This window comes from Paenarthrobacter sp. MSM-2-10-13, assembly GCF_011605365.1.
In the GTDB taxonomy this organism is placed as follows: Bacteria; Actinomycetota; Actinomycetes; order Actinomycetales; family Micrococcaceae; genus Arthrobacter.
The window spans coordinates 989,030-1,011,522 of sequence record NZ_JAAOXO010000001.1; the positions used below are offsets into that span (position 1 = coordinate 989,030).

Here is a 22,493-nt window from a genome sequence, read left to right on the forward strand (position 1 = left end):
TTCCCAGAAACGGCAACTATGATTGCGGGGATCCAGCTGTTTGATGAAAGGTAAACCGAATAGTGCGACGTCGTGACGCCCGCCCGCAGGGCACCGGCACCGCTGGCCCCGCGGGGGCACGCCATGGTGAGGATGCCGACGGCACCCCTCGCCATATGAGGGTGCCCAAGGGGCTGCCACTTTGGTTGAAGATTGTCACCGGCGTAGTCTCCGTTGCCCTGGTTGCCGGCGTTGCCTTTGCTGCTTTTTGGTTTATCCGGCTGCAGAACAACATCACCAAGGCGCCCTTGAGCGCCGGGGAAACCCGTAATGCCGGTGACCCGCTGGTGGATGACAAAACGGATCGACTGCAGATCCTGATCCTTGGCTCCGATACCCGTGACGGAAAGAATGCCGAATACGGTAGCACCGAGGACTCCACCGGCTACGGCCATTCCGATGTCATGATGCTGTTGGACATCTCCGCGGATAACAAACGCGTCAATGTGCTGAGTTTCCCGCGAGACCTGTTGGTGGATGTGCCGCAGTGCACCGACCGCACCAACAACCAGACATTCCCTGCCCGCAGCGGCGTGATGATCAACGAGGCCATGGCTGAAGCTGGAATCGGTTGCGCCGTGGATACGGTCAACAAGCTCACCGGTTTGGAAATCGACCACTTCATGATGGCCGATTTCAACGCAGTCAAGGAGCTTTCGCATGCTGTGGGTGGCGTGAACGTTTGCGTCAGTGATCCGGTCTTTGACCCGGATTCCCGGCTCCGCCTCGCCAAGGGGGATTCATTGGTGGAAGGCGAACAGGCTTTGGCATTCCTCCGGACCAGGCATGCTTTCGGCGATGGAGGTGACCTTGGCCGCATCAAGGGTCAGCAAGCGTTCCTTTCATCCCTCACCCGGAAGCTTAAGGATGAGGGGACTCTGGGTAACCCGCAGAGGCTGCTGCAGATCGCAGATGTGGTCACGCAGAACCTGACCGTGGACGAGGGCCTGGCGTCCGTTCCTTCACTGTTGACCATTGGCGGGCGACTCAAGGACATTGATGTTTCCAAGGTGGCGTTCGTAGCGGTGCCCACGCAGCAGGCAGCGGTGGACCTTAACAGGTTGGAGCTCGTCGAGCCCCAAGCGTCACAGCTGTTCGCCGCGCTTCGTGCCGATCTTGACCTCACGACGCCTGGTGCGACGTCCACTCCTGCACCGAGCGAAAGCCCGGCCCCACAGCCCACGGCTACTACGCCTGCCGCACCTGCGTATGACAAAGCGATTCAGCCGGTGGCCGTCGCCAACGGCAGCGGCGTTCCAACCAGGGCGCAGGAGCTCATGACCGTGCTCACTGGCAACGGCTTCGCCCAGACGGTGTCCTACTTGGCTAATCCGGTGGATCAGACTGTGCTTTATTACGGACCGGGCTTTGCGGACGTTGCTGCTGACGTAGCTACACTTTTCGGCATCCCTGCCGCTCAGGTTCAGGAGTCCCCGGGTGTGGCGGGAGTGCAGCTTTACGTGGGTACTGACTTCGGCACGGGGACCGCTTACGGTGCGGCTTCGGTGCCGTCCGATGTAGTCAACCAAACAGCTAACGATGCCGTGTGCCAACAGGTGAATCCCCTGTACATCGATCAGCAATAGGTTCCATGCATTAGGAGCAAACAACAACGGCCGGCCAGTTTTTGAACTGGCCGGCCGTTGTGTCATGCGGGTACTACCAGATGCTGACGCGTTCCCCGGGTTCCATCCACATGCCGTCGGTTTCAGTCACGGCGAATGCTGCATGGAATGCGTCGAGGTTACGGGCAATGGCGTTGGTGCGGAACTCGTTGGGGGAGTGGGGGTCGGTAGCCAGTCTCCGGATGGCTTCTTCAGTGCGGATCACTTGGCGCCAGCCGGCAGCCCACGACATAAAGAATCGTTGGAATCCCGTGAAGCCGTCAATGACCTCCGGCTCGGCTCCGTTCAGGCTCAGGAGGTAGGCCTTGTAGGCAATCGTCAGGCCTCCGAGGTCGCCGATGTTCTCGCCCAGGGTCAGCTTGCCGTTGACCTTATGCTCCGGCGCAGCATAGGGGGACAAAGCGTCGTATTGGAAAACCAACTTCGCCGTCAGGGCTTCGAAGGCTGTCCGGTCGTCCTCGGTCCACCAATTGCGGAGCGCGCCGCTGCCATCGAATTGGGATCCTTGGTCGTCGAAACCATGGCCGATTTCGTGACCGATCACCGCGCCGATGCCGCCATAGTTCACTGCGTCGTCTGCATCCGCAGTGAAGAACGGGGGCTGAAGGATAGCCGCAGGGAAGACGATCTCATTGAGCATTGGATGATAGTAGGCGTTGACCGTCTGGGGTGTCATGAGCCACTTTGTCAGATCGACCGGCTTGCCGATTTCATCCAAGTGCCGGTTCACGTCCGCATCATGGGCACGCTCGACGTTGCCAAGAAGATCCGTGGGGTCGATCTCGACGGCAGAGTAGTCGATCCATTTTTCCGGGAAGCCGATTTTTGGACGGAATGCGTCCAGCTTTTTCAGGGCTTCCTTCTTGGTTTCCGCACCCATCCACGCCAGGGAGGAGATGCTCTCCCGGTAGGCTTCGATCAGGTTTGAGACCAGCGTCTCCATCCTTGCCTTGTGTCCCGCAGGGAAGTGCCGATCAACATAGATCTGGCCCACGGCCTCGCCGAGGGCTGCTTCGACCACTGCCACCCCGCGCTTCCACCGCTCTTTGTTCTGTGGCGTACCGCTGAGCGTGGTGCCGTAGAAGTCGAAGTTCGTGGAGACGAACCCTGATGACAGGTACGGGGCGGCCGAGCTGAGAACCCGGAGTGTCAGCCATTCCTTCCATGCTTCCAGCGACTCGGATTCCAGCAAAGCCGCAGCGCCCGCAAAGAAGTCCGGAGTGCTCACCACTATTTCACTCCGCTTTGCTGCGTCTACCCGCGCTGCCTGGAACCACGTGTCGAGCAGGGGGAAGATTGCCACTGCTTCATCTGCGGTCTTGAGGTTGTAGGTCTTTTGGGGGTCGCGCAGGGTGACGTTGTCCCAGTGGTGGGACGCCAGGGCGGTTTCCAGTGCGACGATGCGCTGTGCGGAAACTTGCGCGTCCGCGATGCCCGCGAGATTGAAAAGCTTTGAAATGTATTCACCGTAGGCAGCCACGATGCCCGCGAACTTTTCTTCGCGGTAGTAGGACTCGTCCGGCAAGCCCAGGCCCCCTTGCCCGATATACAGGAGGATGCGTTCGGGGTTCCCGGCGTCCGGAGCAGGATAGATGGAGAAGAGCCCGGAGACGTCTGAGCGGAACAGGCGTCCCATCAGGGCAGCCAGTTCCTCCACAGAGCCCACCGCCTGCACCTCATCAAGGCGGCTTCGCACGGGGTCCATACCTTTTGCTTCGACTGCTTCTTCGTCCATGAAGCTGGCGTAGAGACCGCCGACTTTCTGTTCGACGCCGGTGGCTGACTCTCCCTTGGCGGCCGCTTCTTCGATGATCGCCTTGACGGCCAATTCGGCGCCATCCCGCAAGGCGGTGAAGGTACCTTCCAGCGGCCTGTCGTCGGGGATCGTTGTGCTGTTGAGCCACGCACCGTTGACGTGCTGATAAAGGTCGTCCTGGGGCCGGACGCTGTGATCGATATTCGAAAGAGAGATCCCCGATTGTGGCACTGTGGCTCCTTGTGTGGACACTGCAGCCGGCGTTGCCACCGTCGCGGCGTCTGCATAGTGGACGTTGCATGAGGTGTTGCACTGTCATCATACGCATCGTGTTACTGTGAATTTGTGCGTACGGCGATGCTTCTTCTTAGCTGCCGCGGCGAGGCCTGAAAGCTATCTGAAGCTGGGCCATCCTCGCCGCGGAGTTCCGTTGTGTCCGGCTAAGCTTTCACTTAGTTCTTAGAGAAAAGGCCACACGTCATGCGTAATGCACAAAAGCCCTCCGGTATGCCGATTCACCGCTACCTGCCGTTCCAGGACCAGATCTCCGTTGAGGTTCCGGACCGTACTTGGCCCGACAAAGTCATCACCAAGGCTCCGCGCTGGTGCGCAGTTGACCTGCGGGACGGCAACCAGGCGCTGATTGATCCTATGAGCCCGGCTCGCAAGCTGAAGATGTTCCAGCTGCTCGTCAAGATGGGCTACAAGGAGATCGAGGTTGGTTTCCCGTCAGCGTCGCAGACCGACTTCGACTTTGTTCGCCAACTCATTGAGGGTGGCCATATTCCGGATGATGTCAGCATCCAGGTTCTGACGCAGGCACGTGAGCATCTGATTGAGCGCACGTACGAGTCTTTGGTTGGCGCCAAGCAGGCAATTGTTCACCTGTATAACTCCACGTCCGTTCTGCAGCGTCGCGTGGTGTTCAACCAGGACGAGGACGGCATTTTGGACATTGCGCTTCAGGGTGCGCGCTTGTGCAAGAAGTACGAAGAGACCCTGACGGATACGCACATTACGTATGAGTACTCGCCTGAGTCCTTCACCGGAACCGAGCTCGAGTACGCCGCTCGCGTGTGCAACGCCATTGCCGACGTCTTCGAGGCATCGGCTGACAAGCAGGTCATCATCAACCTGCCGGCCACTGTCGAAATGGCAACGCCCAACGTCTACGCCGACTCCATCGAGTGGATGCACCGAAACCTGCACCCTCGCGAGGGAATCATCATTTCCCTCCACCCGCACAATGACCGCGGCACCGGCGTCGCTGCTGCTGAACTCGGTTATCTGGCCGGTGCCGATCGCATCGAAGGCTGCTTGTTCGGCAACGGCGAACGTACGGGCAACGTGGACTTGGTAACGCTGGGCTTGAACATGTTCGTCCAGGGTGTGGACCCCATGATCGATTTCTCCGATATTGATGAAATCCGCCGCACCGTGGAGTACTGCAACCAGTTGCCCGTTCCGGAGCGTTCACCCTACGGTGGCGACCTCGTCTTCACCGCCTTCTCCGGTTCACACCAGGACGCCATCAAGAAAGGCTTCGAGGCGCTGGAGAAGGACGCAGCTGCCGCCGGAAAATCGGTTGATGACTTCACCTGGCAGGTGCCGTACCTCCCCATCGATCCCAAGGATCTGGGCCGAAGCTACGAAGCCGTGATCCGCGTCAACTCGCAGTCCGGCAAGGGCGGCGTGGCTTATCTGCTGAAAAACGAGCACAACCTCGATCTGCCCAGGCGGGCCCAGATCGAGTTCTCCGGAGTTATCCAGCGTCGCACGGACGCCGTGGGTGGCGAGGTCAGCGGCGCCCAGCTGTGGCAAATCTTCCAGGACGAATACCTGCCCGCTGAAGAAGAGCAAGCACAGTGGGGCCGATATGGACTGGGCAGTGTAAGCACTGAGACTGACGAGTCGGGTGCTATGACCATGAACGCAAACCTGCGCATCGACGGCGTCGAAGTCCGCCGGACCGGCCACGGCAATGGTCCCATAGCGGCATTGTTGGACATCCTGCACCACGACGGCGTTGACGTGCGGGTGCTGGACTACAGCGAGCATGCCCTGTCCGAGGGCGGCAGCGCAAGTGCTGCGGCGTACGTCGAATGTGCTGTTGGAGAGCGCGTTTTGTGGGGCGTTGGAATTGACCCCAGCACCACCACGTCTTCCCTCAAGGCGCTGATTTCGGCCGTAAACCGGGCTGTCCGCGACGCTCAGGCTTAAGCACATGCCGTGTGGTGACGGGAAATACCGTCACCACACGGTCCGGCGAACACTGCCGGACCCCGGCAAAGTGCGAAGATTAGTTGTGGCCAATCCGTCGTTTGCAGCACGGTCCTATCGGGACGATGCCGTGGTGCTCCGCACCCACAAGTTGGGCGAGGCGGATCGCATCATTACTTTACTGACTAAACACCACGGCCAGGTTCGTGCCGTGGCCAAGGGCGTCCGAAGGACCAGCAGCCGTTTCGGGGCGCGGCTTGAGCCTTTCATGGTGGCTGACCTGCAACTTGTTCAAGGCCGGACCTTGGACATTGTGACGCAGGCCGTAGCGAAGGGTGCGTACGGAAGCAGCATCGCCGCCGATTACGGACGTTTCACCGTGGCTGCAGCCATGACAGAGACTGCTGAGAAGCTCACTGATGTCGACACCGAATCAGGGACTGCGCACTACAATCTGCTGGTGGGTGCTTTGGCTGCCTTGAGCCGATCGGACCATCCGCCGGAACTGATTCTCGATTCCTATCTTTTGCGGGCGTTGGCCACAGGTGGCTGGGCACCGAGCTTCACCGATTGCGCACGTTGTGGCCGCCCCGGCCCTCATACAGCATTTGCAGCTCCCGTGGGAGGCATGGTCTGCAGCGACTGCAGGCCCCCGGGTTCGCCGGCCCCCGCGCCGGAGACTGTGGTGCTGCTTGGTGCCTTGCTGACTGGCACGTGGAGCGTCGCTGATGCGTCGGACCCGCGGCACAGACGGGAGGCGGCGGGCTTAGTGGCAAGCTACCTCCAATGGCACTTGGAACGGGCCTTGAAATCACTCAAACACGTGGAGCGAAGCTGACAGTGGCACTTGGTAAGAAGAATAAAGCAACCATGGCTAGGACGGCTCCGGTAGTCGCCCCTTACAGGCACCCTTCCGGGGCGGTACCGCCAAGCATTCCAAGTGAGCTCATCCCGCAGCATGTGGCGATAGTCATGGACGGCAACGGGCGGTGGGCCAATCAGCGTGGTCTCCCGCGGATAGAGGGGCACAAGGCGGGAGAGCCGGCCCTCCTGGACGTCATGGCAGGAGCCATTGAACTCGGAATCAAGTACGTCAGCGTCTATGCGTTCTCCACAGAGAACTGGCGCCGATCACCCGAGGAAGTCCGTTTCCTCATGGGATTTAACAAGGATGTACTACGCCGCCAGCGCAACCAGCTGGACGAGTGGGGTGTGCGGATCCGCTGGGCCGGTCGCCGACCCCGCTTGTGGGGTTCGGTGATCAAGGAGTTGGAAGAGGCCGAGGACTACACTCGCGCCAATGACACCTGCACCCTGACCATGTGTGTTAATTACGGCGGCCGCGCAGAAATTGCCGACGCCGTCTCAGCCATCGCGCACGACGTCGCCGCCGGCCGTCTGAAGCCGGGATCGGTGTCGGAGAAGACTATTCAGAAGTACTTGGATGAACCGGACCTTCCTGACGTGGATCTTTTTCTCCGCAGCTCCGGGGAGCAGAGGCTGTCCAACTTCCTCCTGTGGCAATCCGCTTATGCGGAGTTCGTCTTCATGGACACCTTGTGGCCGGACGTCGACCGGCGGACGTTGTGGGACGCCGTCGAAATTTATGCAAAACGGGACCGTCGCTATGGTGGGGCCGTGGACGCTGCGACGGCCGTGAAGTAGCGCGCCAGCGAAGTAGCATGCACTTGCTAAATCAGTACGGATAAGCAGCCAGCCACACCGCCACGTCCCGGTAAGCCTGTTGGCGGACGGTCCGCCGTGAGAGAAAGACGTCGTGCAGGGCTCCGGGATAGCGGAACACAGCAGTCCGCCGGGCAAGGCCCAGGGCCCTCCGTGAGGTCTCCTCGACGTCGATGACCGCATCGGCGCGCATTAGGTCCGCAGTCCATTCGGCTTGGATCCGTGTCCGCCCGGACAGAAGAACCAACACGGGCGCGTCGATGTTGAGCTTGCGCTCTACGGCTGCGTGGCCTGCCAGCACCGCTTTTGTCCATCCAGCCCGGATGGGAAACGAAGCCCGCGGCCGCCACACCGGATCCAGGATCCACTCACCATGTCCCTCGTTGCTGACGCTTTCCCAGTACGCAGGCATTTCCGGAAATCTGAAAGGACGCTTGGGATCGGTCCGGGCGAATGGTTCAACCAGATGCATGGCGATGCTGCGGACCAAGCTACTTCCCTGGAGTTCGAGCCATGGCGAGTTCAGGACGAGTGTACCCACCCGGCCGGGATGGCGGTCCGCCCAGAGGGCAGCGATCAACCCGCCCAAGGAGTGGGCGAGCATGTGGATGGTAGGCGACGTGGAACTACCCGTCCTTCGCGCGACATCCCGTTCGATCTCGCGTAAGGCCGCTGCGAGGTCTTCGTCGTAGACGCCGAGGTCCGAGGTATAGCCAGGTGTCTGCCCTGGCAGCAGGCTGCGGCCGAACTTCCGCAGGTCCAGGGCATAGAAATGAAAGCCGGATGCCGTCAGGTACTCGGCAAGTTCGGTTTGCAGGAAATAGTCAGCCCACCCGTGCAAATAGAGAACTACTCTGGGTGCTCCGCCCGGATCAGCTGGTGCGGGGCGTCGTTTGCGCTTCGTAAAGGAGGCCAGGAAGTCAAGCATCCCTGGCGGGGACGGCTGGGTTGCCGGCGGTGCGTACCTGACGAGCGTGGCCGTGACCGGCCCTTCTTCATCGGCTTTCATAGGCAAGCGCATGCACTCGTATCCGTGGCCAAGAATGTCCGGTTGCCACAGCGAAACCGGCTCCTCCGTGGTGGTCATGTGTCTCCTCCCCGCCGACGCTCCGGCTCCTTGTTGTCCATGAATCCGTTGACCCACCGGGCAAGCCGTGCATAGGCGTCTTTCCGCACGGCCGGGGCAGAGAGAAAGACATCGTGGAGGGCTCCATCGATGCGTTCCAGGGTAACTGTCCGCCCCAAAGCCATGGCCCGCAAAGCGATGACACCCACGTCGAGCACGGCATCGGAACGGCGCATCGATTCCTGCCACACCATACCGTTGGCGCTGGTGGTGGACGTCAGCACGAGGACCGGCATCTCCAGCATCAAGCCGCGGGCCACTTGTGCATGGCCGGCAAACACAGCACTCAGCCAGCCGGCTCGGACCGGAAACGCAAGCGGAGGCCGGTAGTTTTCATCCAGGGTCCATTCCCCTTCAGCGGTACTGCTGATGCTCCGGAAGTAGAAGCCGCGCTCAGGCAGCCTCAAGATGGTCTCGGGGCGGATCCTAGCAAGCGGAGACACCATGGCTTGCGCGGCGCGTCGCACCAGTGAACTGCCGTGCATCTCCAGCCATGGGCTGTCGAGGACCAGGTACTGGACCCTATCGGGATGGCGGCTGGCCCACAGCGCTGCCACCAAACCCCCGGTTGAATGGCCCATCAGTGTCAGGCTTCCGGTTGGGGAAACACCACGATCCGCATGAATGGTGGTGATGGCTTCTTCAATCTCGGCGTCGTAGTCGGTCAGGTTGGCAACATAGCCGCCCGGCATGTCGGCACGGAGGCTCCGGCCATGGTTGTGCATGTCCAGCGCGTAAAAATCGTAGCCTTGGTCGGCCCAGAAGCCCGCCAGCTCCGTATTGAAGAAGTAGTCACTCCAACCGTGCAGGAAAAGTATGGCGCCGTAGCGCTTTGCCGGTGGCTGGGGGTCGTCGCTGGCCTGAATTCCTGGCTGGGCCCTGTACCGGATCAGCGTGGCATGCCGGATGACGCCATCCGGGCCCGCGGCCTCAAGGCCGCAGGATTGGAAGTCGGTTCCCAATATGTCAGCGGTCCACTCCATGGCTCCAGCTTAGACACTGGCAGCGGCGTGCCGGCCGGCAGCCCTCCCGGTGAAGAGGCAACCTCCCAGGAATGTCCCTTCCAAGGCCCGGTAACCGTGGATACCACCGCCTCCAAAGCCGGCCGCTTCGCCGGCAGCATAGAGGCCGGGGATGGCCATACCGTCTCCGTCAAGCACCCGGGAGTGCAGATCCGTGGTGATTCCGCCCAGGCTTTTCCGCGTCACCACAGAAAGGCGGATGGCAATCAGGGGACCGTGTTGGGGATCTGTCAGTCGGTGCGGGGGAGCAACCCGCATGAGTTTGTCGGTAGCGAATCGGCGCGCCGCCCTGATGGCGGCCAGCTGGGGGTCTTTGCCCAAGCCGCTGCTCACCTGGTCATCCCGTGCACGGATCACTGCCCCAAGTTCAGCAGCGTCAATCAAGTAGGCTCCTGCGAGCTGGTTCATACGTTCGGCAAGACCCGCAGGAGATGATGCCTGAAGGAAGTCAGCGCCCCGGTCCAGGAAGCGTTGAATGGGCGCGTCCGTCGTGGGTCGCAGACGCGATGCGAGCAGACGTACGTCCTTATTCGTGAGGTCAGGATTCTGCTCGGACCCGGACAGTGCCAGTTCTTTGAGGGCGATGGTGCGGTTCAGGACAAACCAAGAGTATCCATGTCCCGTACCCACGATGTGTCGAAGTGCTCCCTGTGAGTCAAAGCCCGGGAACAATGGCGCGGGCAGCTGATGGCCTTCTGCATCCAGCCATAGGGAGGAAGGCCCGGGCAGAATCCGGATTCCATGATTGGGCCACACGGGGTGGTAGTTGTGGATTCCTTCAGGGTAATGCCACATTCTGTCGCCGTTGATCAAGGAACCGCCGGCGGATTCAACCGCGGACAGGAAGTCGCCGTCAACGGACGCCGGTACTCCGCTGAGCATGTCATCCGGTGCAGTGTTGCCCGGCCATTGCCGGCGGACTGCTGCGTGGTTACCTCCGATGCCGCCGGTCGTCACCACCACGGCGCCTGCCTTTGCCTCAAAGCTGCCTGCGACCCTGCGTCCGGACTGCTGGCCTCGCGCCGCCGTCGACCCCTCCAGTACGTCGCCGGAAACGCCGGTGACCCTGCCCGCTGCCGTGGTCAGCGACGCTGCGCGGTGCCTGAAATGGAGACTGATTCTGCGGGTAGCAACGCCCTCGCGCACCTTGGCGAGGAACGGCTCTACCAGCGCGGGTCCGGTTCCCCACGTGACGTGGAACCGGGGGACTGTGTTGCCGTGGCCCCGCGGCCCGTAGCCGCCACGCTCCGCCCATTGCACCAGCGGAAAAATGCCAACACCGAGGCTCCGCAGCCATTGACGTTTCTCGCCTGACGCGAAGTCGACGTATGCTTCGGCCCATTTCCTTGCGTTGCCGTCTTGGATCCGATCAAATGCTGCCGACGCAAGCCAATCTGATAGGGCGAGTTCAGTGTTGTCCTTCACTCCCAACCGCCGCTGCTCCGGCGTGTTGACCATGAAGAGTCCGCCAAATGACCAGTGCGCCTGGCCGCCGACGGATGCCTCCGGTTCCTGGTCCAGGACTGCCACGGTCTTGCCGGCTGCATACGCCGTGGCAGCGGCAACCAGCCCGGCTAAGCCCGCGCCTATCACCACAATGTCTGCACTGACCTTTTGGGTTCCATGATCTGCATCACGATTATCCAGCGGCATGCCTACATGCTAGCGCCAGGGCAGGTCACGGGTTTGGTGAGTGGTGGGTAAGCGGGAAAACTAGGATCATGCGTGTTTACCCCACATTCTTTAAGTTGGCCTTCTCCTGGATGGATGCCGAGAAGGCCCACAAGATCGGCTTCCAAGGAATCCGTGCGGCCCACCGTTCCGGTGTTGGGAGGATCCTTGCCAAAATGACAACTCCTGATCCTTCCCTCCGCACGGAGGCGCTGGGGCTTACCTTTCCCTCCCCGTTCGGCCTGGCGGCAGGATTCGACAAGGAGGGCCACGGCATCGAAGCCTTGTCCGAGCTTGGATTCGGACATGTAGAAGTGGGGACCATTACGGGCCAGGCACAGCCCGGTAATGAAAAGCCGCGCCTCTTCCGCTTGATAGAGGACCAAGCGGTCATCAACCGGATGGGGTTCAATAACGACGGCGCCGCCGCAGTCGCGCCCAGACTCAAGGCAGCACGGGCTGCTTTGCAGCGGCTGCACCCGGACGTCCGGCCGATTATCGGGGTCAATATCGGCAAGACCAAGCTGGTTGAGCTCGAGGACGCTACCGAGGACTACCTGGTCAGTGCCCGGAGCCTGGCGCCCGCGGCAGATTACCTGGTGGTGAATGTAAGCTCTCCCAACACTCCGGGGCTGCGTCTGCTGCAGAACGTGGAAAGCCTGCGGCCCCTTCTCCGCGCTGTTGGCGACGCCGCCGACGAAGCGGCCGGGCGGCACGTTCCCCTGTTGGTCAAGATTGCGCCGGACCTCTCCAATGAAGATATCGACGACGTCGCGCGGCTTGCCCTGGACCTGAAACTTGACGGAATCATAGCCACCAACACCACCATTTCCCGCGACGGGCTCGTCTCCGACGCTGCGAAGGTGGAGTCTCTTGGCGCGGGCGGCTTGTCGGGTGCGCCCCTCAAGCAGCGATCCCTCGAGGTGTTGCGCAGGCTCAAGAACTCGGTAGGGGATCAGCTTGTCCTCATTGCAGTTGGTGGCGTTGCCACCCCGCAGGATGTTCAGGACCGGCTCGATGCCGGGGCCACGTTGGTGCAGGGCTACACTGCTTTCCTTTACGAAGGTCCTTTCTGGGCTTCGAGAATCAACAAAGGTCTTGTGAAACTTCGCCGACGGGCGGCCGCATAATCGTGGCCACCTAACCTGGAAGCATACAAAGAGACCCCGGACCAATGGTCCTGGGTCTCTTTATTTGCTTGAGGGTTGTGGCGCCTAGGCGGGGTACTGTCCGCGCTTCACCTGAGGTTTCGGAAGACGTAGCTTGCGGAACTGAAGGGCGCGCATGCAGCCGTACCAGATGCAACCACGTTCCACTTCACCGAACTTCTCCGTAAGGCGCTTGCGAAGTTTGCGGGAGAGGATGAAGACGTCCACAAAGACTGCAAGGAACATGATCCAGAAGCCAATAAGGACGTAGCTGATGCCGGCGCTGGTGGGCGGGATGATCAGGGAGATCACTACGAACAGCAAAGCGCCGAACATGAGGTACTCACCCAGGCTGAAGCGTGCGTCAACGTAGTCACGTGTGTACCGCTTCTGGGGGCCCTTGTCCCGATAGGGGAGAAATTTCTCGTCTCCCGTATCAAGGGCCTGCCGCATTTTCTGCCGCTGGTCCTGGATGGCCACCCTTTCCGCTGCCTTGGAGGCCTTACGATCGGTGGGAACCAAAGGGCGCTTGCGGGCCGCTTCCTGGTCCTTCCGCTTGGGCGTAGGGGCGCCCTTTCCAGCACCGGGCTCCGGTGCGGTGGCGTAGGCCTGATCTACTACTGATTGAGCGCTGGGCTCTTCCTTTTTGCGTCCGAACACCCATACAGAATACCCCTCGGGAAGGTGGTGCAGGTTACGTGTCCCATAGCCCGGACCCTCTGGCTTATGTGCAGCCTTGTGGTTCGGGCCGTGCTTGCCTCGGGGGAGAATCCCCGACGGTAAAGTGTGGCCCATGACTTCAGCACATGCGGACATCCCGCAGAACAAGCAAGGGCTCTCCGGCTCCACTCCTGTCGAGGCACTGACCACGGCTGTCAACGAATCCTTTGACGCTACTGTCGCATCGTTGGAAGACCTGGTGGCTATTCCCGGTATTGCGTGGCCGAGTTTTGATCCCAAGGAACTTGACCGGAGCGCTGACGCCGTCGCCTCCCTGGTCAAGGAATCCGGTATGGAGGACGTCCGTATCCTTCGATGCAACAAGGCTGACGGTACGCCCGGTGGTCCTGCCGTCGTCGCGCGCCGACCTGCCGCCGCAGGCAAGCCGACCATCCTGCTGTACGCCCACCACGACGTCCAGCCTCCGGGTGACAGCAGCCTCTGGAACTCCGAGCCCTTTGTCGCTCAAGAGCGGAATGGCCGCTTGTATGGTCGGGGTGCCGCCGACGACAAAGCAGGCATCATGGCGCACCTTGCCGCCTACAGTGCCGTGACAAAAGTCCTGGGGGACGACTTCGGGCTCGGCGTGACCTTCTTCTTTGAAGGCGAAGAAGAAGCCGGATCACCTACCTTCCGCACTTTCCTTGAGGAGCACCAGGAACTTCTCCGGGCCGATGTGATCGTCGTTGCCGACTCCAGCAACTGGAAGGTGGGCGTGCCTGCCCTCACTACCAGCCTTCGCGGCCTGGTTGACGGAACTTTCGAAGTGCGCGTCTTGGAGCACGCGGTCCATTCAGGCATGTTCGGCGGCCCCGTGCTCGATGCCCCTACTCTTTTGTCGCGGCTCATAGCCACCCTTCACGACGACGCCGGGAATGTCGCAGTGGCCGGCCTCGTCGGCCGGGACGAGGTGGCAGTTGATCTCACCGAAGCTGACTACCGGGCCGATGCATCCGTGCTCGACGGCGTGAGGCTCGCCGGAAGTGGAACCATCGCCTCGCGTTTGTGGACCAAGCCGGCATTGTCCATCATTGGCATGGACGTCCCGGCCGTAGATGTTGCATCCAACACCCTCATACCGTCGGCGCGGGCAAAGTTCAGCATGCGGTTGGCGCCGGGGCAGGACCCGGAAGCCGCCATGACGGCGCTCAAGCAGCACGTCGAATCCCATGCCCCGTTCGGCGCCAGGGTGACGTTCACGCCGGGGGAGAGGGGCAATGCCTTTTCCACCGATACGACGTCCGCTGCAGCGCGGGTGGCTTTGTGGGCGCTGGGGGAATCGTGGGGAGTCCAGCCGGTGGAAATGGGGATCGGAGGCTCCATCCCGTTCATCGCCGATCTCCTGGAGATGTATCCGGATGTCCAGATCCTGGTCACCGGCGTCGAGGACCCTGATTCCCGTGCGCATAGTGCCAACGAATCATTGCATATAGGAGACTTCCGGCATGCAGTGTTGGCGGAGGCCTTGATGTTGGCCCGGCTGAACGCCGAAGGCCTGGCCGGGTAGGCTCCTGCGGCGCGCGGGGAACAACCACTTGCAGTCTGTGGTTACGTCAAGAGTTATAGCTAAGGGCCTGCGCGACGTAGCATTAGCTATAACCCGTACGTAATTGGGTAAGGGCAGGCAGCGTTCCGGCGCCGCCGCCAAGAGCTTCATAAGAAGGTAGGCCAATGAGCACTGCAACCAACGAAAACAGCACCGGAGCACAGCTCGTCACCAACGACGACGAACTGGCCACGCACGAGGTCAATCTGACCGACGTCGCCGCGGGCAAGGTCCGCAGCCTCCTCGAGCAGGAAGGGCGCACAGACCTCCGACTGCGCGTTGCAGTCCAGCCTGGCGGATGCTCGGGCCTGATCTACCAGCTCTACTTCGATGAGCGCTTGCTCGACGGAGATGCTGTGCGCGATTACGACGGCGTTGAGGTGGTAGTGGACAAGATGAGCGTTCCTTACCTCAGTGGTGCCAGCATCGACTTCGAAGACACCATTTCGAAGCAAGGATTCACCATCGATAACCCGAACGCCGGCGGGTCTTGCGCCTGCGGCGATTCGTTCCACTGATGTGAGCCATCGCCGCATGTCGGCGCCCCTTCGAGCGAGTTTGAATTCGTTCGGAGCCACGGCGCTGACATGTGCGCGAAAACCGCGTGATAGCGGTAAGCTCTACATCGGGTAGTAAAACTTTTAGTGTGCCCGGTGAGCCTTCGGCCTGCCGGGAGACAGCAACAAGAGGAAGGGCCGTCTGTGAGTTCGCAGAACCGAACCGGCAGCCGACGCATAAAGATCACATCGATCACTGGCTTGGCACTAGCCGGCGCGTTGGTTTTGACCGGATGTTCACCAGAGGTAGAGAAGGGTTGGCTGCCTACAGAGCGCGGCACGACCAACCACACTGACCGGATCATGGACCTCTGGGTCAACTCATGGATCGCCGCCTTGGCAGTCGGTATCATCACGTGGGGCCTCCTGGTCTGGTGCATCATCGCTTACCGTCGCCGCAAGGGCACCACGGGTTTCCCCAAGCAGCTCAGCTACAACCTGCCGCTCGAGGTCTTCTACTTGACCATCCCGCTCTTCATGGTGCTGGTGTTCTTCTACTTCACCGACCAGGACCAGCGTGCGATCGATGACCGCTCCCAGCCTGCCGACGTCGTTGTTGACGTCCGCGGCAAGCAGTGGGCATGGGACTTTAACTACAAGCAAGGTGAGGTCATCAATGAAGACCTCCACGAGGCGGGCGTTCAGGCCCACCTGACCGGCAATGAAGTCGACAAGGAACTGCTCCCCACCCTGTACTTGCCCGTAGGCAAGTCTGTGGACCTGGAGCTCAACTCCCGCGACGTCATCCACTCATTCTGGGTACCCGCCTTCCTTCAGAAGCGCGACATGATCCCGGGCAAGACGAACTACATCAGGTTCACCCCCACCAAGGAGGGCACCTTCGATGGCAAGTGTGCCGAACTCTGCGGTGAATACCACTCCGAAATGCTCTTCCGCGTCAAGGTTGTCTCCGAGTCTGAATTCCAGGCTCACATGGACAAGCTTCGCCAGGAAGGCAACACGGGCCTCCTCGGTGCGGAATATGACCGCAACCCGAACCTGAACGAATCCAAGTAAGGGAAGCGACGTGGCTACGTACACTCAATCCGCACCGGGGGTTCTCGAAGCTCCGGTAGTTCCTAAGTCCAAGGGGCGCATCGTCGTCAACTGGATCACCTCCACCGACCACAAGACCATCGGGTACATGTACCTGATCGCGTCCTTCGTGTTCTTCTGCCTCGGTGGCGTCATGGCGCTGTTGATCCGCGCTGAACTGTTCGAACCCGGCATGCAGATCCTGCAGACCAAAGAGCAGTACAACCAGATGTTCACCATGCACGGCACCGTCATGCTCCTGATGTTCGCAACGCCGCTGTTCGCCGGCTTCGCCAACGTCATTATGCCGTTGCAGATCGGCGCCCCCGACGTCGCCTTTCCCCGTCTGAATGCTCTGGCGTTCTGGTTCTTCCTTTTCGGTTCCACCATCGCCGTGTCCGGCTTCATCACCCCGCAGGGTGCTGCATCCTTTGGCTGGTTCGCTTACGCGCCGTTGTCCAACACGACGTTCAGCCCCGGCGTAGGTGGTGACCTCTGGGTCTTTGGCCTGGCGCTGTCCGGGTTCGGAACCATCCTTGGTGCCGTCAACTTCATCACCACCATCATCTGCATGCGTGCACCGGGCATGACCATGTGGCGTATGCCGATCTTCACCTGGAACACGCTTGTTACGGCGATCCTGGTTCTGATGGCCTTCCCGCCGCTTGCAGCTGCCCTGTTCGCGCTCGGTGCCGACCGCCGCTTTGGAGCGCACATCTTCGATCCCGAGAACGGCGGTGCAGTCCTTTGGCAGCACCTGTTCTGGTTCTTCGGACACCCCGAGGTGTACATCATCGCGCTGCCGTTCTTCGGTATTGTCTCGGAGATCTTCCCGGTCTTCAGCCGGAAGCCGATCTTTGGCTACAAGGGTCTTGTTTACGCAACTATCGCCATCGCCGCTCTGTCCGTTACCGTGTGGGCTCACCACATGTACGTGACCGGATCCGTGCTGTTGCCGTTCTTCGCGTTCATGACCATGCTCATCGCTGTTCCCACAGGCGTGAAGTTCTTCAACTGGATCGGTACTCTCTGGCAGGGCTCCATCACGTTCGAAACTCCCATGCTGTGGAGCATCGGCTTCCTGGTGACATTCCTCTTCGGCGGTCTGACCGGCATCATCCTGGCGTCGCCGCCACTGGACTTCCATGTCTCCGACTCCTACTTCGTGGTGGCTCACTTCCACTACGTCGTCTTCGGTACCGTCGTGTTCGCGATGTTCGCAGGCTTCTACTTCTGGTGGCCCAAGTGGACGGGCAAGATGCTCAACGAGCGCCTTGGCAAGATTCACTTCTGGCTCCTGTTCCTGGGCTTCCACGGCACCTTCCTGATCCAGCACTGGCTCGGTGTTGAAGGCATGCCGCGTCGATACGCGGATTACATGCCGCAGGACAACTTCACGTGGATGAACCAGTTCTCCACCATCTCCTCCTTCGTCCTGGGTGCTTCGCTCCTGCCGTTCTTCTGGAACGTCTACATCACGTGGCGAAGCAACAAGAAGGTTGAAGTGGATGATCCTTGGGGCTTCGGCGCTTCGCTTGAATGGGCAACATCCTGCCCGCCGCCGCGCCACAACTTCACCTCCTTGCCCCGTATCCGCTCCGAGCGCCCGGCCTTGGACCTTCACCACCCGGAGTTGGCCCAGGTTCACACCGCCGAAGCCCCGTCACCCGCAGCAGCTGTTTTGGGTAACGCAGACCAGAGGGACGTCAGCAAATGAAAATCGAATCGTGGCTCTTTGGGGCCGGAGTCTTCTTCTTCATCCCCGTAACCATCGTTTACGGTTTCTTGACGGAATGGACTGAATGGGTCGGCGTACTGGGAATCCTCCTGGTGGGTGGTCTGGCCGGCATGATCGGCGCCTACCTCGGGTTCACCGGTAAGCGCATTGGTCTTCGGCCCGAGGACCGCCCCGACGCTGAGATTCATGAGGGCGCCGGTGAGCAGGGCCACTTCAGCCCCTGGAGCTGGTGGCCGCTGGTTCTGGGCCTGGCATGTGCCGGTGGCTTCCTCGGATTGGCAGTGGGTTTCTGGATCACCTACGTGGCTGGTGGCCTCGCCATCATCGCCCTGGTTGGTTGGGTCTTCGAATACAGCCGTGGAGACCACGCCCACTAAGTAATTGGTGACACAAAGATGGGCCCCACCTTGTGGTGGGGCCCATCTTCTTTAACTTCATCCCGTAGGTCAGTTGCCCACAGGGCCGAGCGCGTCCGCCCAAGGGGCCAGAGGCGTCTCGCGAGGTCGCCGAGATGGCTCTTAGCGGGCCTGTGTGCCCTCCAGGACGGCTGAAAGAGCGAAGAGCGCCCTCTCCGCCATCGGGATAGTCTGATCGCCGCTGAGATCCTCAGGAGCGATGTTTAGGTAGACTTCGCAACCTTGGTCGAAGTCCTCGGTCATTACTTCAAGAAGAGAACGGGCATCAACGGGTGCTCCGTTGTGCTTGCGGATGGTCACCGGCAGCCCGGTTTCCGTCACAGCACGAACAAATACCGCGGCCGCCCGTGCATGCAAGCCAATCTCGGCGGCCACGAAGGTTTTCTGCTCCGGCAACCCGGCTCCTTTGATACGCGACGGACTCCGTCTGAAAAATGTTTCACACAAGCCTAGCCGCCGGGGTGGTGGTCTTCCACCGCGGACTTCGGTGGTCTAGACCTGCGGTCCTGCTGAATTATCCTTGGAACATGACTCAATTGCTGGACATCTGCCGTGGCTGAGGCAGCAAGCATAGCCGGTGAGATCGACCGCGCCAGCGGCACCCCCATCTATGTTCAGCTCCGCGAGATCCTCAGGACGTTCATTGTCCAGTCCTGCCCGCCCGGGTCCGCGCTTCCATCCGAGCGGGACCTGTCGGAACGGTTTGGGTTGGCGCGAATGACCGTCCGGCAGGCAATTGACGCCCTCGTGGGCGAAGAGGTCATTGAGCGGGTGGTCGGCCTCGGAACGTTTGTCAGGAAGCCAAAGCTGGATCTGCAGGTGAAGTTGACCTCCTACAGCGAGGAGATGCAGCGTCGCGGGATGGTGCCCGCCGCCAAGGTCCTGAGCTTCGAACAGATTGCTGCCAGCGCTTTCCTGGCCAGGGAACTTCAACTGGACGAGGGCACTCCACTGGTGCGGTTCAGGCGTTTACTGCTTGCCGATAACGAGCCTATGAGCGTAGACGAGAACTTCATACCTGCCCATCGAGTGCCTGGCTTGCTCGACGAGGCACCTCCAACCTCGCTATATAACGTTCTGAGCGAACGATTCGGCTTGGTTATGGAGTGGGGCGAAGACATGATAGAGGCCACTGCGGCTTCTCCGTCCACTGCCAGGCTTCTGAATGTTGACGTCGGAGCACCGCTGCTCAAAATACAACGTCACGCGTTTGTAGCCCGTGCGATGGTGGACTATTCGGTTTCCTACTACCGGGCTGACCGATACAAGCTCTGGGTGCCCTTGCAGCGGCCTGGCATCCGTCCCACACGGAACTATTCCTCGGGGTACCGCACTCAATAACCCCGGCAGTACCTGTAGCGGCACAAACGAAGGGCCCGGTCCATGTGGACCGGGCCCTTCGTGTGGTTTGAGTAATGAACCGCTAGTGGCTCAGACTCTTCTGCTCTTCTCCAGCTGCTATGGCCTCGTGGTGGCCATGAGCGTGGGCTGCTTCGAGTTCCGCAGGCGTTGCAGGGGCAACACGGTCTTCGAAGAACCAGCGGGAGAGTGCCGCACGGCGCTTCTCCTTACGGGTAACAACGCCATGCTCGTTCGGCTGGGCCGGGATGGGAGCCGGTGACTCGAACCCGACAAGCTTGTAGCGCTTGTATTCATCCAGCGGGGCGTGGACCTCGATGAACTCACCGTGGGGGAGCCGCACGATACGGCCTGTTTCGCGGCCATGAAGTGCGATTTCGCGGTCCTTGCGCTGAAGGGCAAGTGCGATTCGCTTGGTCACGATGAAGGCGATGATGGGGCCAATAAAGAACAGGGTCCGAAGCCAGTACGTCACATCGTTCAGCGAAACGTGGAAGTGCGTGGCAATGAGGTCCGAACCGGCAGCTGCCCACATCACGCAGTACCAGGTGAAGCCGGCAACACCGATAGCAGTGCGGGTAGGGGCGTTGCGCGGACGGTCCAGGACGTGGTGCTCGCGGTTGTCCTTGGTAACCCAGCGCTCGATCCACGGGTACATGAACAGCACAGTGAAGATGATTCCGGCCGGTACAAGAGCGGGAAGCAGGACGTTCAATGTGAGGGTGCGACCGAAGATGACCCATTCGAAGTGGAAGTCATTGATGACACCGGGCATGAGGCGCAGGGCACCATCAACGAACCCGATGTACCAGTCAGGCTGGGTACCGGCCGAAACCGGGGAGGGATCGTACGGGCCGTAGTTCCAGATCGGGTTGATCGTGAATGCAGCAGCCATGAGTGCCAGGACACCGAAGACGATGAAGAAGAATCCGCCGGCCTTGGCAGCGTACACCGGTCCGAGGGGGTAGCCGACGACGTTTCCGTCATTGCGTCCTGGGCCGGGGTACTGGGTGTGCTTGTGAACAACCACCATGAACAGGTGGATGACAATCATCAGGAGGATGAGGGCCGGTACCAACAGGATGTGCAGAACGTAAAGACGGCCGATGATGGCCGTGCCCGGGAACTCTCCACCGAAGAGGAAGAAGGACGTGTACGTTCCGATGACCGGGATGGACTTGATAACACCATCAATGATGCGCAGGCCGTTGCCGGACAGAAGGTCATCGGGGAGGGAGTAGCCGGTGAAGCCGGCAGCCATTGCGAGGATGAGCAGCACGCCGCCCACAACCCAGTTCATTTCACGGGGCTTACGGAACGCGCCGGTGAAGAAGACACGCAGCATGTGAACACCGAGGGAGGCCACGAACAACAGTGCTGCCCAGTGGTGAACCTGGCGCATGAACAGGCCGCCGCGAACGTCGAACGAGATGTTCAGCGACGAGCTGTAAGCAACGGACATTTCGACGTTGTACAGCGGCGTGTACGAACCCTGGTAGTGGGTTTCCGCCATGGACGGGTCGAAGAAAAAGGTCAGGAAGGTACCTGACATCAGCAAGATGACGAAGGAGTACAGCGCCACCTCACCGAACATGAACGACCAGTGGTCAGGGAAGACCTTCCGGCCGAACTCGCGCAGGATGCCGGAACCGCCAACACGCTCGTCCACGAAGTTGGTGAAACTACCAACTTTGGTCTTCGGAACGAAGGGGGCTTCAGCTGTTGATGAGGCGCTCATGCTCGTCACGCTCCCAGTAACTCGGTCCTACAGGTTCTCTGAAGTCGCTGGTAGCGACGAGGTAGCCCTCTGCGTCAACTGCGATGGGCAGCTGCGGGAGCGGACGGCTTGCCGGTCCAAAGATGACCTTGCATTCTTGCGTCAGGTCGAATGTGGACTGGTGGCAGGGGCACAGAAGGTGGTGCGTCTGCTGCTCGTAAAGAGCAACCGGGCAACCGACGTGCGTGCAGATCTTGGAGTAAGCAACGATGCCGTTGTAGCTCCAGTTTTCACGACCCTCTGAGGGGTTCAAGGAGTCCGGGTCCAGGCGCATCAACAGAACGACAGCTTTAGCCTTCTCGTTCAGTTTGCCTTCGTGGAGTTCATTGAGACCTTCGGGGATCACGTGGAACGCAGAACCAATGGTGACGTCCGAGGCCTTGATGGGGGTGCCATCAGGATCACGGGTCAGGCGCTTAAGCTTGTCGCCCTCAGGCGCCCACATTGTGTGTGCCAAAGCGTCGTCCGGCCGCGGACCCAGATCGCCGAATATAGCGAGGGCAGGCAGGGGAGCGAGGGCAACGGCACCAAGAAGGGTATTGCGGATCAGCGGGCGACGCTTAATGCCGGTCTCGTCCACGATGTCGTCAACGATTCGCACAGCAGCCTGGCGATCTTCTTCAGTACGGATAGCGTGGCGCTCTTCCGACACTTCGTGATCGGGCATCAGGGCCTTGGCCCAGTGCACGATTCCAGTGCCAATACCCAGCATTGCGAACGCAGTGCCCAGACCCAGAAGGAGGTTCTGGGTGCGGATGGTCGCAATCGAGGTATCGTCGCCCAAATCGATGGCAAAGTATGCCACCAGGAACACCAGCGTACCGATGACGGAGGTGCCAAACAGAATGGCTACCTGACGCTCGGCGCGCTTTGCGGCTACCGGGTCCGTGTCAGCCAGGCGCAAACGATGCGGAGGAAGTCCAGGATCCTGGAACTTCTCCACCTCATTCTGACCAGCCGTAGCTACGGTGCCCGAGTGGTTCGGACTGCCGTCACTATGGTTGCCCATAATTCGCCTCATCCTTCTCTCGTTGTCTCGGCCGGGGCCGAGTTAT

General features: G+C 60.6%; 19 protein-coding genes. 11 read left to right on the plus strand and 8 right to left on the minus strand.

All coding sequences use genetic code 11. The features are described 5' to 3' along the window. Positions 1-62: 62 nt before the first annotated feature. Positions 63-1,625, plus strand: a complete 1,563-nt coding sequence (locus HAV21_RS04720) for an LCP family protein (RefSeq protein WP_166840669.1) — start codon at positions 63-65, stop codon at positions 1,623-1,625. Positions 1,626-1,698: 73 nt separating this feature from the next. Here HAV21_RS04720 and HAV21_RS04725 read toward each other — a convergent pair whose 3' ends face one another. Beyond that, positions 1,699-3,651: a M13-type metalloendopeptidase gene (locus HAV21_RS04725; protein ID WP_166840671.1), complete on the minus strand. Its 1,953-nt coding sequence runs from the start codon at positions 3,649-3,651 to the stop codon at positions 1,699-1,701. A 249-nt stretch (positions 3,652-3,900) separates the two neighbouring features. Between HAV21_RS04725 and leuA the strand changes: the two genes are divergently transcribed. The 3 genes from leuA to HAV21_RS04740 all read left to right on the plus strand — a co-directional run bounded on the left by leuA (position 3,901) and on the right by HAV21_RS04740 (position 7,305). After that, positions 3,901-5,640 carry a 2-isopropylmalate synthase gene (leuA, locus tag HAV21_RS04730; protein WP_166840672.1) on the plus strand — a complete coding sequence of 580 codons (1,740 nt, stop codon included), beginning with the start codon at positions 3,901-3,903 and terminating at the stop codon, positions 5,638-5,640. 85 nt (positions 5,641-5,725) lie between these two features. Continuing rightward, the gene (recO, locus tag HAV21_RS04735) at positions 5,726-6,478 is read left to right on the plus strand and encodes a DNA repair protein RecO (protein WP_142939115.1); all 753 of its coding nucleotides are present in this window, start codon (positions 5,726-5,728) and stop codon (positions 6,476-6,478) included. Between the two features lie 2 nt (positions 6,479-6,480). Next, complete coding sequence (locus tag HAV21_RS04740) at positions 6,481-7,305, plus strand: isoprenyl transferase (RefSeq protein ID WP_142939143.1); 825 nt, start codon at positions 6,481-6,483, stop codon at positions 7,303-7,305. A gap of 31 nt (positions 7,306-7,336) precedes the next feature. Here HAV21_RS04740 and HAV21_RS04745 read toward each other — a convergent pair whose 3' ends face one another. From HAV21_RS04745 to HAV21_RS04755, 3 genes are read right to left on the minus strand one after another with little or no spacing between them, the layout of a single operon-like run. Continuing rightward, positions 7,337-8,410 (minus strand): alpha/beta hydrolase, encoded by a 1,074-nt coding sequence (locus tag HAV21_RS04745; protein WP_166840673.1) that lies wholly within the window; start codon positions 8,408-8,410, stop codon positions 7,337-7,339. Further along, the gene (locus HAV21_RS04750; RefSeq protein ID WP_166840675.1) at positions 8,407-9,432 is read right to left on the minus strand and encodes an alpha/beta hydrolase; all 1,026 of its coding nucleotides are present in this window, start codon (positions 9,430-9,432) and stop codon (positions 8,407-8,409) included. The genes HAV21_RS04745 and HAV21_RS04750 overlap by 4 nt, the downstream gene beginning before the upstream one ends. 9 nt (positions 9,433-9,441) lie before the next feature. After that, a complete protein-coding gene (locus tag HAV21_RS04755; RefSeq protein WP_166840676.1) occupies positions 9,442-11,124 on the minus strand; it encodes an FAD-binding dehydrogenase in 1,683 nt (560 codons plus the stop codon). A gap of 68 nt (positions 11,125-11,192) precedes the next feature. Between HAV21_RS04755 and HAV21_RS04760 the strand changes: the two genes are divergently transcribed. Next, positions 11,193-12,272 (plus strand): quinone-dependent dihydroorotate dehydrogenase, encoded by a 1,080-nt coding sequence (locus tag HAV21_RS04760; RefSeq protein WP_166840677.1) that lies wholly within the window; start codon positions 11,193-11,195, stop codon positions 12,270-12,272. A gap of 84 nt (positions 12,273-12,356) precedes the next feature. On the opposite strand, the gene HAV21_RS04765 is transcribed toward HAV21_RS04760, so the two are convergent. Beyond that, the gene (locus HAV21_RS04765) at positions 12,357-12,950 is read right to left on the minus strand and encodes a DUF3043 domain-containing protein (protein WP_142939120.1); all 594 of its coding nucleotides are present in this window, start codon (positions 12,948-12,950) and stop codon (positions 12,357-12,359) included. 133 nt (positions 12,951-13,083) lie between these two features. On the opposite strand from HAV21_RS04765, the gene HAV21_RS04770 reads away from it, so the two are divergent. The 5 genes from HAV21_RS04770 (at position 13,084) to HAV21_RS04790 (ending at position 18,263) form a co-directional block, all read left to right on the plus strand. Next, positions 13,084-14,517, plus strand: coding sequence for a dipeptidase (locus HAV21_RS04770; protein ID WP_142939121.1), 1,434 nt, complete (start codon positions 13,084-13,086; stop codon positions 14,515-14,517). Positions 14,518-14,681: 164 nt separating this feature from the next. Then, complete coding sequence (locus HAV21_RS04775) at positions 14,682-15,074, plus strand: iron-sulfur cluster assembly accessory protein (protein ID WP_011774901.1); 393 nt, start codon at positions 14,682-14,684, stop codon at positions 15,072-15,074. A gap of 183 nt (positions 15,075-15,257) precedes the next feature. Beyond that, positions 15,258-16,130 carry a cytochrome c oxidase subunit II gene (gene coxB, locus HAV21_RS04780; RefSeq protein ID WP_062069602.1) on the plus strand — a complete coding sequence of 291 codons (873 nt, stop codon included), beginning with the start codon at positions 15,258-15,260 and terminating at the stop codon, positions 16,128-16,130. 10 nt (positions 16,131-16,140) lie between these two features. After that, on the plus strand, positions 16,141-17,865 hold the full coding sequence (ctaD, locus tag HAV21_RS04785) for a cytochrome c oxidase subunit I (protein ID WP_011774899.1): 1,725 nt from the start codon (positions 16,141-16,143) through the stop codon (positions 17,863-17,865). Further along, positions 17,862-18,263, plus strand: a complete 402-nt coding sequence (locus HAV21_RS04790) for a cytochrome c oxidase subunit 4 (protein ID WP_142939122.1) — start codon at positions 17,862-17,864, stop codon at positions 18,261-18,263. Before ctaD ends, HAV21_RS04790 begins: the two co-directional genes overlap by 4 nt. A gap of 141 nt (positions 18,264-18,404) precedes the next feature. On the opposite strand, the gene HAV21_RS04795 is transcribed toward HAV21_RS04790, so the two are convergent. Then, a complete protein-coding gene (locus HAV21_RS04795; RefSeq protein WP_166840678.1) occupies positions 18,405-18,698 on the minus strand; it encodes an HPr family phosphocarrier protein in 294 nt (97 codons plus the stop codon). 156 nt (positions 18,699-18,854) lie between these two features. Here HAV21_RS04795 and HAV21_RS04800 point away from each other — a divergent pair, with 156 nt between their 5' ends. After that, entirely contained in the window at positions 18,855-19,643 is a 789-nt protein-coding gene (locus HAV21_RS04800) for a GntR family transcriptional regulator (RefSeq protein WP_142939124.1), read from the plus strand. Positions 19,644-19,725: 82 nt separating this feature from the next. Here the strand turns inward: HAV21_RS04800 and HAV21_RS04805 are convergent, their stop codons facing one another. Together HAV21_RS04805 and HAV21_RS04810 are read right to left on the minus strand one after the other, a co-directional pair. After that, positions 19,726-21,399: a ubiquinol-cytochrome c reductase cytochrome b subunit gene (locus HAV21_RS04805; protein ID WP_142939125.1), complete on the minus strand. Its 1,674-nt coding sequence runs from the start codon at positions 21,397-21,399 to the stop codon at positions 19,726-19,728. Then, entirely contained in the window at positions 21,377-22,447 is a 1,071-nt protein-coding gene (locus tag HAV21_RS04810; protein ID WP_142939126.1) for a Rieske 2Fe-2S domain-containing protein, read from the minus strand. The genes HAV21_RS04805 and HAV21_RS04810 overlap by 23 nt, the downstream gene beginning before the upstream one ends. Positions 22,448-22,493: the final 46 nt, after the last annotated feature.

Coding starts and splice junctions, on each gene's coding strand:
- leuA (WP_166840672.1), top strand. CDS start 3,901: ATGCGTAATGCACAAAAGCCCTCCGGTATGCCGATTCACCGCTACCTG.
- HAV21_RS04745 (WP_166840673.1), bottom strand. CDS start 8,410: ATGACCACCACGGAGGAGCCGGTTTCGCTGTGGCAACCGGACATTCTT.
- HAV21_RS04750 (WP_166840675.1), bottom strand. CDS start 9,432: ATGGAGTGGACCGCTGACATATTGGGAACCGACTTCCAATCCTGCGGC.
- HAV21_RS04755 (WP_166840676.1), bottom strand. CDS start 11,124: ATGCCGCTGGATAATCGTGATGCAGATCATGGAACCCAAAAGGTCAGT.
- HAV21_RS04760 (WP_166840677.1), top strand. CDS start 11,193: ATGCGTGTTTACCCCACATTCTTTAAGTTGGCCTTCTCCTGGATGGAT.
- HAV21_RS04770 (WP_142939121.1), top strand. CDS start 13,084: ATGACTTCAGCACATGCGGACATCCCGCAGAACAAGCAAGGGCTCTCC.
- HAV21_RS04775 (WP_011774901.1), top strand. CDS start 14,682: ATGAGCACTGCAACCAACGAAAACAGCACCGGAGCACAGCTCGTCACC.
- HAV21_RS04790 (WP_142939122.1), top strand. CDS start 17,862: ATGAAAATCGAATCGTGGCTCTTTGGGGCCGGAGTCTTCTTCTTCATC.
- HAV21_RS04805 (WP_142939125.1), bottom strand. CDS start 21,399: ATGAGCGCCTCATCAACAGCTGAAGCCCCCTTCGTTCCGAAGACCAAA.
- HAV21_RS04810 (WP_142939126.1), bottom strand. CDS start 22,447: ATGGGCAACCATAGTGACGGCAGTCCGAACCACTCGGGCACCGTAGCT.